Source organism: Streptomyces sp. GD-15H, from assembly GCF_045291515.1.
GTDB lineage: Bacteria > Actinomycetota > Actinomycetes > Streptomycetales > Streptomycetaceae > Streptomyces.
This window is the reverse complement of sequence record NZ_CP149447.1, coordinates 4288815-4301663: the sequence shown is the minus strand read 5'-3', so window position 1 is coordinate 4301663 and position 12849 is coordinate 4288815. Positions and strand designations below refer to the sequence as shown.

Below are 12849 nucleotides of genomic sequence, written 5' to 3'. Positions count from 1 at the left end.
GGAGCCGGGCAAGAAACAGGTACTGAAATCGACGGCTGGGGGCTGTCGGGAATCGTCGGGTCGGCACTGTTCTCGTATAGCTACGGCAGAGGTACAGGTAGCGGGGAGTGACGGCCCAGCCGGGCCTGCCGCGGTAAATGCGCGGTTTACCGCAATCGCGGCGAAGGATTGTTCGGCTACCGCTCCCGCAGCTCGTACGGGTTGATCTCCCCGTACCGGTCGTCGGACTCATCCCGGCCGAAGCTCTCCTCCCAGCGCTCCGGCCGGTTCGCCGGGCCGCCGACCCGGAACCGGTCAGCCGCCCACCGTGGTTCGCCCACACAGAACGCGTGCACCTGGGGCCGGTCGTCGCCACCCCGGCGGACGAACTCCTCGTCGTAAATGAGGAAGTGGCCCATGTCGTCGCGGTCCTCGCGGACCTCCTCCGGCAGCGTGACCACCCGCGTCACCTTGTCGTCGTCGCAGTCGATCTCGACCATCACCGGCATCACGCACCGGACCCACCGTTTCGTCACCGCAGCCCTGCCCGTCATGTCACGCGCTTGGGGCGGCACGCCATGGGGGCCAGAACCCTCACGGGACCAGGCCCCAGAGCATCACTCTCAGATACACGCCACCTGGTCGTAGCTATACGAGAACTGGGCCGACATGCTCCACACCGTGCTCCGCCGCCGCGCGAACGGCGAGTCCGTCGAGCAGATCCGCCCCGACCTGTGGATCGCCACCGGCAAGCGCAAGGGCCAGAACCCCAGCCTCACGAGCATCTACCGGGCGCTCGCCGAACACGCCAAGCGTGAGACGCCACACCTCGGCCGTCTCAGTCAAGTTGGCAACGCCGCAGCTCCCAACAAGATCAAGAGACACCTGCGCTGCGACAGGACACGCAGGTGGTGATCAGACGTCCCGCAGATAATAGGACGTTATCTGTGGGACAACTTCAGTCCGGACCCGGAGCCGAAGGAGCGTCGGCCGCCCACCAGGGCCGTCGAAGGCTTAGCGCACGATCTGACACGGATGTTCCTCAGCCCTCGTCAACTACCTCGGACCCTGCGGGGCCGCCAAGGTCGTCACCCCGCGGCAGATGGCCGCCGTGTTCGACCGGATCACCGGCGCGTTGGAGCGGCGCCTAACCGCCGAAGCCGACGCCGGCCTCGCCCGCGGAATGCACTACCCCGTCCGGTGGGACCCCTTCTTCAAGGACTTCATGACCATCGCGGACATCTACCGCTACCCCACCCAGCACTTCGACTTCCACCACCGCCAGCTGACCCTCGACGAGCCGGACTGAGCGGAAGCCGGGCCAGCCGCTCGCCACTCGGCGGTCCGGGACCGCCGCGCTCATCCCCGAGGCCAGGCGCGCGGGCCGCGTACTGAAAGCCAGGAGCTGGTCAGTGGCTGCGGGGCGCATACATGATCACGGCCATCCCGGCGAGGCACACCAGGGCGCCGATCACGTCCCAGCGGTCGGGCCGGTAGCCGTCGGCGACCATGCCCCAGGCGATCGACCCGGCCACGAAGATCCCGCCGTACGCGGCGAGGATGCGGCCGAAGTTGTCGTCGGACTGGAAGGTGGCGACCACCCCGTACAGGCCGAGGGCGATGACGCCGGCGCCGATCCAGATCCAGCCCTTGTGCTCGCGGATGCCCTGCCAGACCAGCCAGGCGCCGCCGATCTCGAAGAGGGCGGCGACGACGAACAGGGCGACGGAACGAGCGACGATCATACCGGTGGACCCTACCGGCGGCCCGTGCCGCTGATCTTCAGGGGGTCGGCTGCCGCCTTGCAGCCGCATTCGCCCTGACCTGCGGTCCTCGGCGAGCAGGAGCAGGTGCGGCGGCGTTGGCCAAGCCACCAGGTACCAGCGGCGAGCACGGCCAGGACGACGGCGAGGGCGGGCAGCCATCCCACCACCGCCCCGGCGCCGGCCCCGACAACGCCCGCCGTGATCAGGACGGGCAGCGCGCAGCACGCCACACACGCCAGGGCGGCCAGGCCCCCGAGCGTCTTCGAGGCGCGCTGAGCGCGGGGGTCAGCAGCAGGGCCCGGCATGGCGATCCTCCTCGGCGAGGTCGGTGAAGGGGATGGGACAGCAGGAGCTGGACGCGCAGACGGTCAGGTCGTCGCAGCCCGCGTCGACAGCCGCAGCCAGCGCGGTGCGGATGGTGGTCAAGTCGGCGATCTTCGCGTCGACCTCGGCGAGCTTGGCCGCCGCGCGGCCCTGGAGCCCCGCCACGGGGCGGCCGTGCCGGTGGCGCCCGGCCTCCAGCAGCTCGGCGACCTCCTCCAAGGTGAACCCGAGCCGCTGCGCAGCCTTGATGACCCGCAGCGCGGTGACCGCCTCCTCGCGGTAGAGGCGGTGGCCGCCGGGACTACGGCCGGGCTCGGCGAGCAGACCGCGCCGCTCGTAGTAACGCAGGGTCTGGATGTTCACCCCGGCCGCCTCAGCGACCTGCCCACTGCGCAGACCTGCGCCGCTCACGGCACATCCCGGCCGGCCGCCGCGGCGGCCCGCTCGTGAAGGGCGTCCAGCACGGCCTCGTGCGCGCCGTCGACCACCACGTCCAGACGGATCTGCTCCGGGCCAGGGTGGAGGGTGAAGGTGAAGAACGAGCAGCAGCCGCTCTCGCGGGCCACCAGCTCGCGCACCGTCTCCTCCACGCCCTTACCGCCGGTGAGCACCAGCTCCAACCGCAGCCGGTCGGGCCGAGAAGTACCGATCAGCCGCTCGGTGAAGAGCGCGTCGAATTCCGCGACCCGCAGCGGCTGCTCAGCGGTGGGCAGCGTGCAGGACTGCGGTACCCAGGTCGTCATCGTGACCGCTCCCGTCGTCGGTGTCCCGCAGGGTGCGGGCGGGGACATCTCCGACGGTAAACCTGTACCTGGGTACCGGTTGCAAGCCCTGCTTCCGCCCCGTCAGCGCGGCAGGCTGCGAACCTCAGTCGATCGCGGCGCTGCGGCGCTCGACGAGGACGACGTCGCGCCACACGCCGTGGTGGCGTCCGATCCGCTCGCGGGTGCCGATGATGCGGAAGCCGTGGCGCTGGTGCAGGGCGAGGCCGGCGGTGTTCTCCGGGAAGATCCCGGACTGGACGGTCCAGATCCCGGACTGCTCGGTGGAGCCGATCAGCGCCTTGAACAGGGCGGAGGCGATGCCGCGGCCGCGGGCGGCGGGGTGGACGTAGACGGAGTGCTCGACCACGCCCGCATACGCGCACCGGTCCGAGACCCTGCTTGCGGCGACCCAGCCCAGCACCGCCCCGCTTTCGTCGAGGACGGCGAAGCGGTGCGCGGGCAGCTTCGCCGCGTCGAACGCCTCCCAAGAGGGCGGACTGGTCTCGAAGGTGGCGTTGCCCTCGTCGATCCCGGCTTGGTAGATCGTCAGCACCTGTTCGGCGTGCTCCGTCGTCAGCGGTACCACCACCGCGCTCAACGCCCCGCTCACCACTGTCCCCCTTTGCGTCGGTCGTCAGGCCGCGGCGGGCAGCGTCAGCAGCTTGCCCATGGCGGCCAGCACGGACGGCTCGACGCGGTAGTAGACCCAGGTGCCGCGCCGCTCGGAGGTCAGCAGCCCGGCCTCCTTGAGCTTCTTCAGGTGGTGGGAGACGGTCGGCTGGGAGACGCCGACATCGGAGATGTCGCACACGCACGCCTCGCCGGCCTCGTGGGAGGCGACGGCGGAGAACAGCCGCAGGCGGACCGGGTCGCCGAGCGCCTTGAACATCCGCGCGGCCGTCTCGGCTTCTTCGGCGGTCATCGGGCGCTCGGTCAGCGGTGGGCAGCACGGCGCCACGCCCTGAGCGTCGCCGGGCTCGAGCAGCGGCAGCACCTTGGCATTCGACATACGTCTATGTTGACATACGCCGAACCAAGGTGGGAAGGGTCGCCGCCGGCGCGCGAAGGTGCTTAGAGGTCCAAACGAACCCTGAGCAGACCCCCGGTGGCTTGCGCTGAAGGTGGGGGCGTGCCGTAGTAGGCGGGGTGGCTATCAGCAAGGATGCCCGTCGTGACTGCTGACCAGAACCTCGCCCCCTTCCGCTCGACGCGCTCTGCTCCCGTGGTGTTCGGCGCGGGAGCGGCCATCGGTGTTCTGGGCGGGATGATCGGCCTGGGCGGGGCAGAGTTCCGCCTGCCGCTACTGATCGGCCTGTTCGGGTTCGCCGCGCTTTCCGCCGTCATCCTGAACAAGGCGATGAGCCTGGTGGTGGTCCTGGTCGCGCTGCCCGCCCGCCTCGCGGCGGTCCCGGCCGCCGAAGTGGCCGCGCGCTGGCCGGTCGCGGTCAACCTGCTGGCCGGCAGCCTGCTCGGCGCCTGGGCCGGAGCCGCGTGGGCGGTGCGCATGCGCAGCTCCACTCTCTACAAGGTGCTGGCCGCCCTGATGGTGCTCATGGCTGCCGCCCTGGTGGTCACCCACACCACCACCCTGGACACGCTCGCGCTGCCGCTCTGGGCCCAGGTGCCCTGCGGGGTCGTGGCCGGCTTCGGCATCGGGGTGGTCGCCGCGATCATGGGCGTCGCCGGGGGCGAGCTACTGATCCCAACGATCGTGCTGCTGTTCGGGGAGGACATCAAGACCGCGGGAAGCCTCTCCTTGCTGGTCTCCCTGCCGACGATGCTGGTGGCGTTCGCCCGCTACAGCCGCGACGGCAGCTTCGCCGTCCTCGGCGCCAACCTCCGCTTCACCACGATCATGGCCGCAGGCTCCGTCGCCGGCGCGGTACTGGGCGGACTACTCCTCGGCATGTTCCCGGACATGGTCCTCATCCCCGCCCTGGCGGTAATCTTGCTCGTCTCCGCGGCCAAACTCGCCCGGCACGACTGACCGCGCCGGGACCGCTCGGAGCTCAACCGCGCCGGAACCCGCGGTACCCCAACCGCTCACGGAGGTCAGCCGCCGGGCGCATCCCGTTTCGTGAACATCAACTCCGGCCCGGGCCCGGCGCCTTGTTGAGCCCGACGGCAAGCCGTCGGGCAATTCGGTCGGCGTCCCGGCCCACGCCGCGCAGCGAGTTCGACGACAGGCTGCGCTGCCACTCCAGCCCGACGAACGCGAGCCCCGGCACGCCGGTGGCGACCCCCTCCCGGTGCCGGGGATTGCCTGCGGCGTCCAGGGCTCCGTCGAGGCTGGCGAGGTAGGGCAGGTCAGGGCGGTAGCCGGTGGCCAGTACCACCGCGTCGACCTCCTCCCGCTCCCCGCCCGGCCAGACGAGCCCCGCCCCCTCGGCGCCAGTGAACAGCGGCCGGCGTTCGGGCCGCCGGGCGGCCAGCGCCGCCCGGTAGCGGCCGTCGTCGAGGACCGGCTGCGCCGGCGGACGGGAAGGAGCCGGCCGAGCGGGGCGATGTCCAGGCCGCTGCGTGCGAACCAGAAGTGCAGGTCCCGCCCCAGGACGTGTTGGGCGGCGAACTTCACCGGTGCCCGGGTGGCGAGAGTGACCCGGGCGGCCTGGGCGAGTTCGGTGGCGATCTGCACCGCGGAGTTCCCCGCTCCCACGACCACCACGCGGCGGCCCGAGAACGGGGCCGGGCTGCGGTAATCGGCAGCGTGCAGCACCTGGCCGGTGAACTCCGCAAGGCCCGGCAGGGCCAGCCGGTGCGGATGTCCGAACGACCCGGAAGCCGCCACGACGGCCCGCGCCGACAGCCGCCCGCCACTTTCCAACTCCACCTCGAAGGCGCTGCCGGTGCGGCGGACCGCACTGACGCGGCAACCGGTGCGGATCTCGACGTCCAGACGGTCGGCGTAGGCGGTGAGGTAGGCGACGACCTCGTCGCGGTGCGGGTAGCGGTCCACATCCACGCCTGGGAACGGCATCCCGGGCAGGGAGCTGTACCGGGCGGGCGAGAACAGCGTGAGGCTGTCGTAGTAGCGCGGCCATGATCCGGCAGCACGTCCGGATGCCTCCAGCACGACCGGCCGCAGCCCGCGCCGCAGCAGGACGTGGGCAGTGGCGAGTCCGGACTGGCCGCCGCCGATCACGGCAACATCGATGTGCTCCATCAGTAAACCCCTGGGTTCGACGGACGTCTATGTTGACGCTCATCAATACAGGTGTCATGCTGGGCCGCGCAAGCCATCGACGGATGTCGAACCACGCAAGGAGTCGCCGTGAACGCGCCCGCCACCACCGAGCTGCCCGTCGTCGTGATCGGGGCCGGACCCGCCGGTCTGGCCGCCGCCGCCCACCTGATCGACCGGGACATCGAGCCCCTCGTCCTGGAAGCCGGGCCCACCGCCGGCGCCGCGGTGCGCGACTGGTCGCACGTGCGCCTGTTCTCCACCTGGGGCGAGGTCGTCGACCCGGCCGCCGAAAAGCTCCTCGCCCCGACCGGCTGGACGCACCCCGATCCGGCCACCTACCCCTCCGGCGGCGACTGGGCCGACCTCTACCTGCAGCCGCTGGCCGACGTCCTCGGCGACCGCGTCCGCTACGGCGCCACCGTCACCGGCGTCTCCCGGGCCGGCCGGGACCGGATCGTCGACGCCGACCGGGAGCAGCAGCCGTTCGTCGTGCACCTCACCCGCGCCGACGGTCGCGAGGAGCGCCTCTTTGCCCGCGCCGTCATCGACGCCTCCGGCACCTGGACCACACCCAGCCCGGCCGGCGGCAGCGGCCTTGCCGCCCTCGGCGAGAAGGCAGCCGCGGACCGGATCACCTACCGCGTCCCGGACCTGAAGGACCCCGCCGTCCGCGCCCGGTACGCGGGCAAGCGCACCGCCGTGATCGGCTCCGGCGCCTCCGCCTTCACCGCGCTGGCCTACCTCGCCGACCTGGCCAAGTCCGAGGGCGGCAAGGGGGCGCACGCGGTGTGGATCCTGCGGCGGGGCATCTCCGGCCCCACCTTCGGCGGCGGCACCGCCGACCAGCTGCCCGCCCGCGGCGCGCTCGGCCTGGCGGCGAAGGCCGCGGTCGACGACGGCCACGCCGACGCGGTCACCGGCTTCCGCACCGAAGCGTTCGAACGCGACGGTGACGGGCGTCTGGTGCTGAAGGGGGAGGACGGACGGCGGCTGGAGCCGGTGGACGAGGTGATCGTGCTGACCGGGTTCCGCCCCGACCTGTCCTTCCTGTCCGAGGTCCGCCTGAACCTGGACGAGCGCCTCCAGGCCCCGGTCGAGCTGGCCCCGCTGATCGACCCCAACCAGCACTCCTGCGGCACCGTCTACCCGCACGGCCACCGCGAGCTGTCCCATCCCGAGCAGGGCGTCTACCTGGTCGGCATGAAGTCCTACGGCCGCGCCCCGACCTTCCTCGCCATGACCGGCTACGAGCAGGTCCGCTCCGTCGCCGCCGCGATCGCCGGCGATCGCGACGCCGCCGACCGCGTCGAACTCACCCTCCCCGAAACCGGAGTCTGCGGCGGTGCGGGACTCTTCGACACCCCCGACCCCCAGCAGGCCGACGGCGGCGGCTGCTGCGCGCCCGCACCGCAGCTCGTCCGGCTCGGTACGCCCGCGGCAGTAGGCGCGCCTGCCGAGGAGGCCCCGGCAGGCGGCTGCTGCGGCTGACCCGAACCCCTATCCACCCAGTAGGAGGTACGTCATGTCCCGCGTGCAACTCGCCCTCCGCGTCCCCGACCTCCAGGCGGCGATCACCTTCTACAGCAAGCTGTTCGACACCAAGCCCGCCAAACTCCGCGACGACCACGCCCACTTCGCCATCGCCGAGCCCCCGCTCAAGCTCGTCCTCTTCCAGGGCGAGCCGGGCGAGGACACCCGCATGGACCACCTCGGCATCGAGGTCGCCACCACCGACGAGGTCCACACCGCCATCGGCCGCCTCGCCGACGCGGGCCTCGCCACCCGGGAGGAGAACGACACCACCTGCTGCTACGCCCTCCAGGACAAGGTCTGGGTCCAAGGCCCTGGCAGCGAGCGCGGGGAGGTGTACGTCGTGAAGGCCGACGCCCCAGCGTCGGCATCACCATCACAGAGCGCCTGCTGCGCCAGCTCCGCGCCGGTGAAGGAGGCCGCCGCAGCCGGTGGCTGCTGCTGACTCCACATGACCGACGCGCTCACCAGCGGGGCCGCGACCGGATCGGGGGACCGGTCGCGGCCCCGCGCCGCCCTGCCCGCCCTCTGTGTCACGCAGATCACCGGCTGGGGCATCGGCTACTACGCCTTCCCCGTCCTGAACCCCCAGATCACCGCCGGCACCGGGTGGTCCACGGGCACGACCACGGCCGCGTTCTCCGCGGCACTCCTCGTCTCAGCCTTCGCCGGCATCCGTGTGGGCCGCCTGCTCGATCACCGCGGGCCCCGCACCGTCATGACCACCGGCTCGGTGCTCGGCGCCCTGAGCCTCCTGGTCGTGGCCGCCGCCCCCCACACCGCCGTCTTCACGGCCGGGTGGCTACTCGCCGGACTCGCCACGGCGTCCACCTTCTCTCAGCCCGCCTTCGCGGCCCTCACCCGCTGGTGGGCCCCCGACCACCTGCGCGCCCTGACCCTCGTGACCCTCGCCGGCGGCCTTGCCTCCACCGTCTTCGCCCCCGCGACCGCTGCCCTCGCCGGCCACATGTCCTGGCGCATGACCTACGTGGTGCCGGCCGCAATCCTGGCCGTGATCACGATCCCGGCGCACGCCCTTGCCCTGAAAGCACCCTGGCCGGACGCTGCACGGACGAGAAGTGGCTCCACGGCGTACGAAGTCGATCTGGCCCCACCGCTGAGCGGACGGAGGTGCTGGGCGCTGGTCCGACAACGGCTCCGCTGCCTCCTCAGATCCCTCAGAAAGATCGGTAGAGCGGTGGGAAGACGCCGGTAGGGTGGGCCATTGTGGACGCGGGGGCAGGAAACGAGATGGTTGCCGTCCCGTCGGGACAGGTGACGCTGTCGGACCGGCGGACGCAGAGCACTTGGTCGGTCGCGGTCGCGTCGTTTCAGATGTCGGCGTTCCCGGTGACTCAGTCTTGGTACGCACTCATCACAGGCCGACGGCCGAGTAGCACCCAAGGCGAGCGGCTGCCGGTTGAGGGTGTTTCGTGGTGGGACGCGGTCCAGTTCTGTAACGCCTTGTCCCGGCGCGAAAGGCTGACGCCCGCGTATGACCTGTGCGTCGACGACGAGACAGCCGAATGGGACACCTCCGCACACGGGTACCGGCTGCCGACCGAGGCCGAATGGGAGCACGCCTGTCGTGCGGGGACCACTGGCGCGCGGTACGGCCAGCTCGACGAGGTCGCCTGGTACCAAGGCAACTCTGGCGGGCGGATCCATGCTGTCGGCGGCAGGCAGCCCAACGCATGGGGTCTGTACAACATGCTGGGCAATGTGTGGGACTGGTGCTGGGACGTCTACGACGCCGAGGTGTATGGCACCTATCGGGTGCTCCGTGGTGGTGGATGGGCCGACGAGCACTGGAGCTGCCGGGCGGCGGTGCGGCGGCGCAGCCACCCGACCTTCCGGATCGACGACGTGGGATTCCGTATCGCGCGCTCCACACCACTGCCTCGGCCATAACAGCCTCATTCTGAAACGGTCAGTCAAGCGGGTGTGACCGGCTCCGATGTCGGACGACGTGCCCTCTTTGGAGCGAACGCGCTGCTCCGTCCGTCCGGCGACGGCAGGGTGTGTGCGTCGATCACGGTCGTGTCGGAGGCCGTATGTGTTGATCACGGTCGTGTCGGGAGGCCGGGGTGAGTTTGTCGCGGGCTGAGTTGTTCGCCGCCATCCGGAGGGACAGACGTCTCGATCCGGAGATGTAGCAGCGGGCCCTCGGGGAGGAGCACGGAGTGCATCGCCGGACGGTGCGCCAGGCTCTGAACTCGGCGGTTCCGCCGCCGGGGAGGAAACCGGTGCCGCGGGCGACGGTCCTGGACCCGGCCAAGGGCTGGATCGACGCGATGCTGCGGGAGGACCTCACCGCACCGCGCAAGAAGAAGCACACCGCCCGGCGAATCCACCAGCGGCTCGCGCGGGACTACGGCTTCGACCAGGCATCATATTCGACGGTCTGCTTCGCTCTCCCCTTCGCGGCAAAGACGGCACTCGCGCCGGGCTCGGGCCGTCGCGGGGCTCGCTCGCACCGGTGGGCGACGGTGGGCCGGGGCGGCTGCCTGGTCGGCGCCGAGCGGCGTCCTGGCCGCGATTGCCCTGACTTCGCGACGAGGTCGCGGGCTCGGCGGCAGGGAGGACGGGCCCCCGACCGGTGAGGCGCCCCGAGGTGAACTGCGCCGCATGCCGGTTCGGGTTCGGGTTCGGCCGGGCGAGATGACGGGGCGCCGTGGTGATCCCGGCAACGGTCCACCTCCGCGGCGTGAGGGCCTTGGGGGCGTGCGGGAGACCGACGGGCGGTGCCGTCCGCGCGTCTTCCGGTGCCGCGCGGGGCCGCCCCAAGGGACCCGGCCCCTGACGGAGCGGCAGCCGGCCCGTCGTGTTCCCGCTCCGCGGCGACCGCAGGACCCGCGCATGTGAGGCGCATCACTTCCAGATACCCCCGGGGGCATAAACCGGATCCTGTTACGGTTGAGCTCGAACATACCCCCCGGGTATTTGCGAAGGCAAGTGAGCAGGAGTTCCCCGCATGGTTCCCGAGATCGACCAGCAGCGGTTCGCCGAGGCGCACGCAGCAGGCGCCCTCGTCGTCGACGTCCGCAACGGCGTCGAGTACCGCGCCGGCCACGTACCCGGCGCCCGGTCGGCGCCGCTCCCCAACCTCCCTCTGAAGCTCGCCGAGCTGCCCAAGGACCAGCCGGTCCACGTGATCTGCCAGAGCGGCGGCCGCAGTGCACAGGCGGCCTCCCTGCTCCGCGACCTGGGCTACGACGCCCACAGCGTCAGCGGCGGCACCGCCGCCTGGATCGAGGCCGGCCGCCCCGCGGCCACCGGCGACGAGCCCGGCACCCCCACCGCCCCCGAGGAGATGCGATGATCACCGTTCTGCCCGTCGAGACCCCCGGCCTGGGTGACCGCACCTACCTCGCCCACGACGGTTCCGTGGCCCTGGTGGTCGACCCCCAGCGCGACTACGACCGCGTCACCGCGCTGGCCGACGCCGCCGGAGTGCGGATCACCCACGTGTTCGAGACGCACATCCACAACGACTACGTCACCGGCGGCCTGGCCCTGGCCCGCGAGGTGGGCGCGCAGTACCTGGTGAACGCCGACGACGAGGTCTCCTACGAACGGACCCCGGTACGCGACGGCCAGGCGATCGAGGTCGGCGACACCATGCGGGTGCGGGCGATCCACACCCCGGGCCACACCCACACCCACCTGTCCTACGCCCTGGAGGCCGGCGGACAGCAGATCGCGGTGTTCACCGGCGGCTCCCTGCTGTACGGCACCACCGGACGGCCGGACCTGCTGGGACCGGACCACACCGACATCCTGGTGCGGGCCCAGTGGCGCTCGGCGCACCGGTTGGCGGAGGAACTGCCGGACGAGACCGCCGTCTACCCCACCCACGGGTTCGGCTCGTTCTGTTCCGCGACCCAGGCCACCGGTCTGTCCAGCACCATCGGCCAGGAGAAGCGGACCAACACCGCGCTGACCGCCGACGAGGAGGCCTACGTCGAACAGCTCTTGGCGGGCCTGGACGCCTACCCGGCCTATTACGCACACATGGGCCCGGCCAACTCCGGCGGGCCCGGCAAGCCGGACCTGTCCGCGCCGTCCGTGGCGGACCCGGCCGAGCTGCGGCACAGGATCGAGACCGGCGAGTGGGTGGTGGACCTGCGCGACCGCACCGCCTTCGCCGCCGGGCACCTGGCCGGCAGCCTCAACTTCGGCCTGGACGGCCAGTTCGTCACCTACCTGGGCTGGCTGATTCCGTGGGGCACCCCGGTCACCCTGCTCGGCGAGACCGCCGAGGACGTGGCCGAGGCCCAGCGCGAGCTGGTCCGCATCGGCATCGACCGCCCGGCCGCCATGGCCACCGGCGGTCCCGAGGACTGGGCCGCCGGCGAGCCGTTGGCCGCCTACGAGCGCGCCACGTTCGGCGACCTCAAGGCCGCCCTGGACGGAGACGACGATCTCGTCGTGCTGGACGTGCGCCGCGACCAGGAGCGCGACGAGGCGCACATCCCCGGCTCGGTGCACATCCCCCTCCACGAGGTACCGGGCCGCCTCGAGGAGATCCCCGCGGGCCGTGTCTGGGTGCACTGCGCCGGCGGCTACCGCGCAGGGGTCGTCGCCGCCCTGCTCCACGCCCGCGGCCGCGACGTCGTCGCCGTCGACGACAGCTTCGACAACGCCCGCGACCTGGGCCTGTGCCCCCTCCCCTCCGAAATCCCCCAAACCTCCGACAACCGACAGGAGAGCAGCGCATGACCACCTCCGCCACCCCCCGCAGCCTGACCACCGACGAACTGCGCGCCAAGCTCGACTCGGCCAACCCGCCGCGGCTGCTCGACGTCCGCTCGCCCGTCGAGTTCGAGGGAGCGCACATCCCCGGCTCCTACAACGTCCCGCTGGGCACCCTGCGCGAGCACCGCGAGGAGCTGACGAAGCACCTGGACACCGACGTGGTGCTGGTGTGCCGCTCCGGCCAGCGCGCCGGCCAGGCCGAACGCGCCCTCGCCGAGGCCGGGCTCCCCGGCCTGGCGGTCCTGTCGGGCGGCATGACCGCCTGGGAGAAGTCCGGTGCCCCGACCAACTACGGTCAGGAGCGCTGGGACATGGAGCGCCAGGTCCGCCTGGTCGCCGGCTGCCTGGTCCTGGTCGGCGCCCTCGGCAGCTTCGTCGTCCCCGGCCTGCAGGCCCTGTCCGCGTTCGTCGGCGGCGGACTGGCCTTCGCCGCCATCAGCAACACCTGTGCCATGGGCGTGCTGCTGTCGAGGATGCCGTGGAACCGCACGCCGTCCTTCGACCCGCGCAAGGCCGTCGCACAGCTCGCCGACGGCAGGTGACC

17 protein-coding genes and 2 pseudogenes are annotated in these 12849 nt (G+C 71.6%); 11 read left to right on the top strand and 8 right to left on the bottom strand.

The genetic code is table 11. The annotated features are described in order from the left end of the window. Nucleotides 1-176 precede the first annotated feature (176 nt). Nucleotides 177-479, bottom strand: a complete 303-nt coding sequence (locus WJ438_RS20185) for a hypothetical protein (RefSeq protein ID WP_406726501.1) — start codon at nt 477-479, stop codon at nt 177-179. 169 nt (nt 480-648) lie between these two features. On the opposite strand from WJ438_RS20185, the gene WJ438_RS20180 reads away from it, so the two are divergent. Further along, the gene (locus WJ438_RS20180) at nt 649-894 is read left to right on the top strand and encodes a hypothetical protein (RefSeq protein WP_406726500.1); all 246 of its coding nucleotides are present in this window, start codon (nt 649-651) and stop codon (nt 892-894) included. Nucleotides 895-1081: 187 nt separating this feature from the next. Next, nucleotides 1082-1288, top strand: coding sequence for a hypothetical protein (locus WJ438_RS20175; protein WP_406726499.1), 207 nt, complete (start codon nt 1082-1084; stop codon nt 1286-1288). Between the two features lie 100 nt (nt 1289-1388). Here WJ438_RS20175 and WJ438_RS20170 read toward each other — a convergent pair whose 3' ends face one another. The 6 genes from WJ438_RS20170 to WJ438_RS20145 all read right to left on the bottom strand — a co-directional run bounded on the left by WJ438_RS20170 (nt 1389) and on the right by WJ438_RS20145 (nt 3842). Then, on the bottom strand, nt 1389-1724 hold the full coding sequence (locus WJ438_RS20170) for a YnfA family protein (RefSeq protein ID WP_406726498.1): 336 nt from the start codon (nt 1722-1724) through the stop codon (nt 1389-1391). 11 nt (nt 1725-1735) lie between these two features. After that, nucleotides 1736-2050 carry a hypothetical protein gene (locus WJ438_RS20165; protein ID WP_406726497.1) on the bottom strand — a complete coding sequence of 105 codons (315 nt, stop codon included), beginning with the start codon at nt 2048-2050 and terminating at the stop codon, nt 1736-1738. Beyond that, on the bottom strand, nt 2031-2480 hold the full coding sequence (locus tag WJ438_RS20160) for a MerR family transcriptional regulator (protein ID WP_406726496.1): 450 nt from the start codon (nt 2478-2480) through the stop codon (nt 2031-2033). Before WJ438_RS20160 ends, WJ438_RS20165 begins: the two co-directional genes overlap by 20 nt. Then, a complete protein-coding gene (locus WJ438_RS20155; RefSeq protein WP_406726495.1) occupies nt 2477-2812 on the bottom strand; it encodes a hypothetical protein in 336 nt (111 codons plus the stop codon). The genes WJ438_RS20160 and WJ438_RS20155 overlap by 4 nt, the downstream gene beginning before the upstream one ends. A gap of 124 nt (nt 2813-2936) precedes the next feature. Beyond that, on the bottom strand, nt 2937-3443 hold the full coding sequence (locus WJ438_RS20150; RefSeq protein ID WP_406726494.1) for an N-acetyltransferase family protein: 507 nt from the start codon (nt 3441-3443) through the stop codon (nt 2937-2939). Nucleotides 3444-3467: 24 nt separating this feature from the next. Beyond that, nucleotides 3468-3842, bottom strand: a complete 375-nt coding sequence (locus WJ438_RS20145; protein WP_406726493.1) for an ArsR/SmtB family transcription factor — start codon at nt 3840-3842, stop codon at nt 3468-3470. Nucleotides 3843-4004: 162 nt separating this feature from the next. On the opposite strand from WJ438_RS20145, the gene WJ438_RS20140 reads away from it, so the two are divergent. Further along, nucleotides 4005-4820 carry a TSUP family transporter gene (locus WJ438_RS20140; protein ID WP_406726492.1) on the top strand — a complete coding sequence of 272 codons (816 nt, stop codon included), beginning with the start codon at nt 4005-4007 and terminating at the stop codon, nt 4818-4820. A 97-nt stretch (nt 4821-4917) separates the two neighbouring features. On the opposite strand, the pseudogene WJ438_RS20135 reads toward WJ438_RS20140, so the two are convergent. Continuing rightward, nucleotides 4918-5996: pseudogene (locus WJ438_RS20135) on the bottom strand (flavin-containing monooxygenase). Nucleotides 5997-6104: 108 nt separating this feature from the next. Between WJ438_RS20135 and WJ438_RS20130 the strand changes: the two are divergent. The 8 genes and pseudogenes from WJ438_RS20130 to WJ438_RS20095 all read left to right on the top strand — a co-directional run bounded on the left by WJ438_RS20130 (nt 6105) and on the right by WJ438_RS20095 (nt 12847). Beyond that, nucleotides 6105-7505 (top strand): NAD(P)-binding domain-containing protein, encoded by a 1401-nt coding sequence (locus tag WJ438_RS20130; RefSeq protein WP_406726491.1) that lies wholly within the window; start codon nt 6105-6107, stop codon nt 7503-7505. A 34-nt stretch (nt 7506-7539) separates the two neighbouring features. Next, a complete protein-coding gene (locus WJ438_RS20125) occupies nt 7540-7992 on the top strand; it encodes an ArsI/CadI family heavy metal resistance metalloenzyme (RefSeq protein WP_406726490.1) in 453 nt (150 codons plus the stop codon). 6 nt (nt 7993-7998) lie between these two features. Continuing rightward, nucleotides 7999-8619, top strand: a pseudogene (locus WJ438_RS20120) (MFS transporter); the annotation flags it as partial. A 179-nt stretch (nt 8620-8798) separates the two neighbouring features. Next, nucleotides 8799-9458 carry a formylglycine-generating enzyme family protein gene (locus WJ438_RS20115; RefSeq protein WP_406726489.1) on the top strand — a complete coding sequence of 220 codons (660 nt, stop codon included), beginning with the start codon at nt 8799-8801 and terminating at the stop codon, nt 9456-9458. Nucleotides 9459-9793: 335 nt separating this feature from the next. Continuing rightward, the gene (locus WJ438_RS20110) at nt 9794-10150 is read left to right on the top strand and encodes a hypothetical protein (protein WP_406726488.1); all 357 of its coding nucleotides are present in this window, start codon (nt 9794-9796) and stop codon (nt 10148-10150) included. A 371-nt stretch (nt 10151-10521) separates the two neighbouring features. After that, nucleotides 10522-10869: a rhodanese-like domain-containing protein gene (locus tag WJ438_RS20105; protein ID WP_406726487.1), complete on the top strand. Its 348-nt coding sequence runs from the start codon at nt 10522-10524 to the stop codon at nt 10867-10869. Beyond that, nucleotides 10866-12269, top strand: coding sequence for a rhodanese-like domain-containing protein (locus tag WJ438_RS20100; RefSeq protein ID WP_406726486.1), 1404 nt, complete (start codon nt 10866-10868; stop codon nt 12267-12269). Before WJ438_RS20105 ends, WJ438_RS20100 begins: the two co-directional genes overlap by 4 nt. Then, a complete protein-coding gene (locus WJ438_RS20095) occupies nt 12266-12847 on the top strand; it encodes a rhodanese-like domain-containing protein (protein ID WP_406726485.1) in 582 nt (193 codons plus the stop codon). Before WJ438_RS20100 ends, WJ438_RS20095 begins: the two co-directional genes overlap by 4 nt. Nucleotides 12848-12849 lie beyond the last annotated feature (2 nt).

What these genes read in the sequence shown, in the direction of transcription:
- WJ438_RS20095 (WP_406726485.1), top strand. Translation starts at nt 12,266, where the DNA reads ATGACCACCTCCGCCACCCCCCGCAGCCTGACCACCGACGAACTGCGC.
- WJ438_RS20155 (WP_406726495.1), bottom strand. Translation starts at nt 2,812, where the DNA reads ATGACGACCTGGGTACCGCAGTCCTGCACGCTGCCCACCGCTGAGCAG.
- WJ438_RS20100 (WP_406726486.1), top strand. Translation starts at nt 10,866, where the DNA reads ATGATCACCGTTCTGCCCGTCGAGACCCCCGGCCTGGGTGACCGCACC.
- WJ438_RS20165 (WP_406726497.1), bottom strand. Translation starts at nt 2,050, where the DNA reads ATGCCGGGCCCTGCTGCTGACCCCCGCGCTCAGCGCGCCTCGAAGACG.
- WJ438_RS20105 (WP_406726487.1), top strand. Translation starts at nt 10,522, where the DNA reads ATGGTTCCCGAGATCGACCAGCAGCGGTTCGCCGAGGCGCACGCAGCA.
- WJ438_RS20115 (WP_406726489.1), top strand. Translation starts at nt 8,799, where the DNA reads ATGGTTGCCGTCCCGTCGGGACAGGTGACGCTGTCGGACCGGCGGACG.
- WJ438_RS20145 (WP_406726493.1), bottom strand. Translation starts at nt 3,842, where the DNA reads ATGTCGAATGCCAAGGTGCTGCCGCTGCTCGAGCCCGGCGACGCTCAG.
- WJ438_RS20175 (WP_406726499.1), top strand. Translation starts at nt 1,082, where the DNA reads ATGGCCGCCGTGTTCGACCGGATCACCGGCGCGTTGGAGCGGCGCCTA.
- WJ438_RS20180 (WP_406726500.1), top strand. Translation starts at nt 649, where the DNA reads ATGCTCCACACCGTGCTCCGCCGCCGCGCGAACGGCGAGTCCGTCGAG.
- WJ438_RS20185 (WP_406726501.1), bottom strand. Translation starts at nt 479, where the DNA reads ATGGTCGAGATCGACTGCGACGACGACAAGGTGACGCGGGTGGTCACG.
- WJ438_RS20125 (WP_406726490.1), top strand. Translation starts at nt 7,540, where the DNA reads ATGTCCCGCGTGCAACTCGCCCTCCGCGTCCCCGACCTCCAGGCGGCG.
- WJ438_RS20170 (WP_406726498.1), bottom strand. Translation starts at nt 1,724, where the DNA reads ATGATCGTCGCTCGTTCCGTCGCCCTGTTCGTCGTCGCCGCCCTCTTC.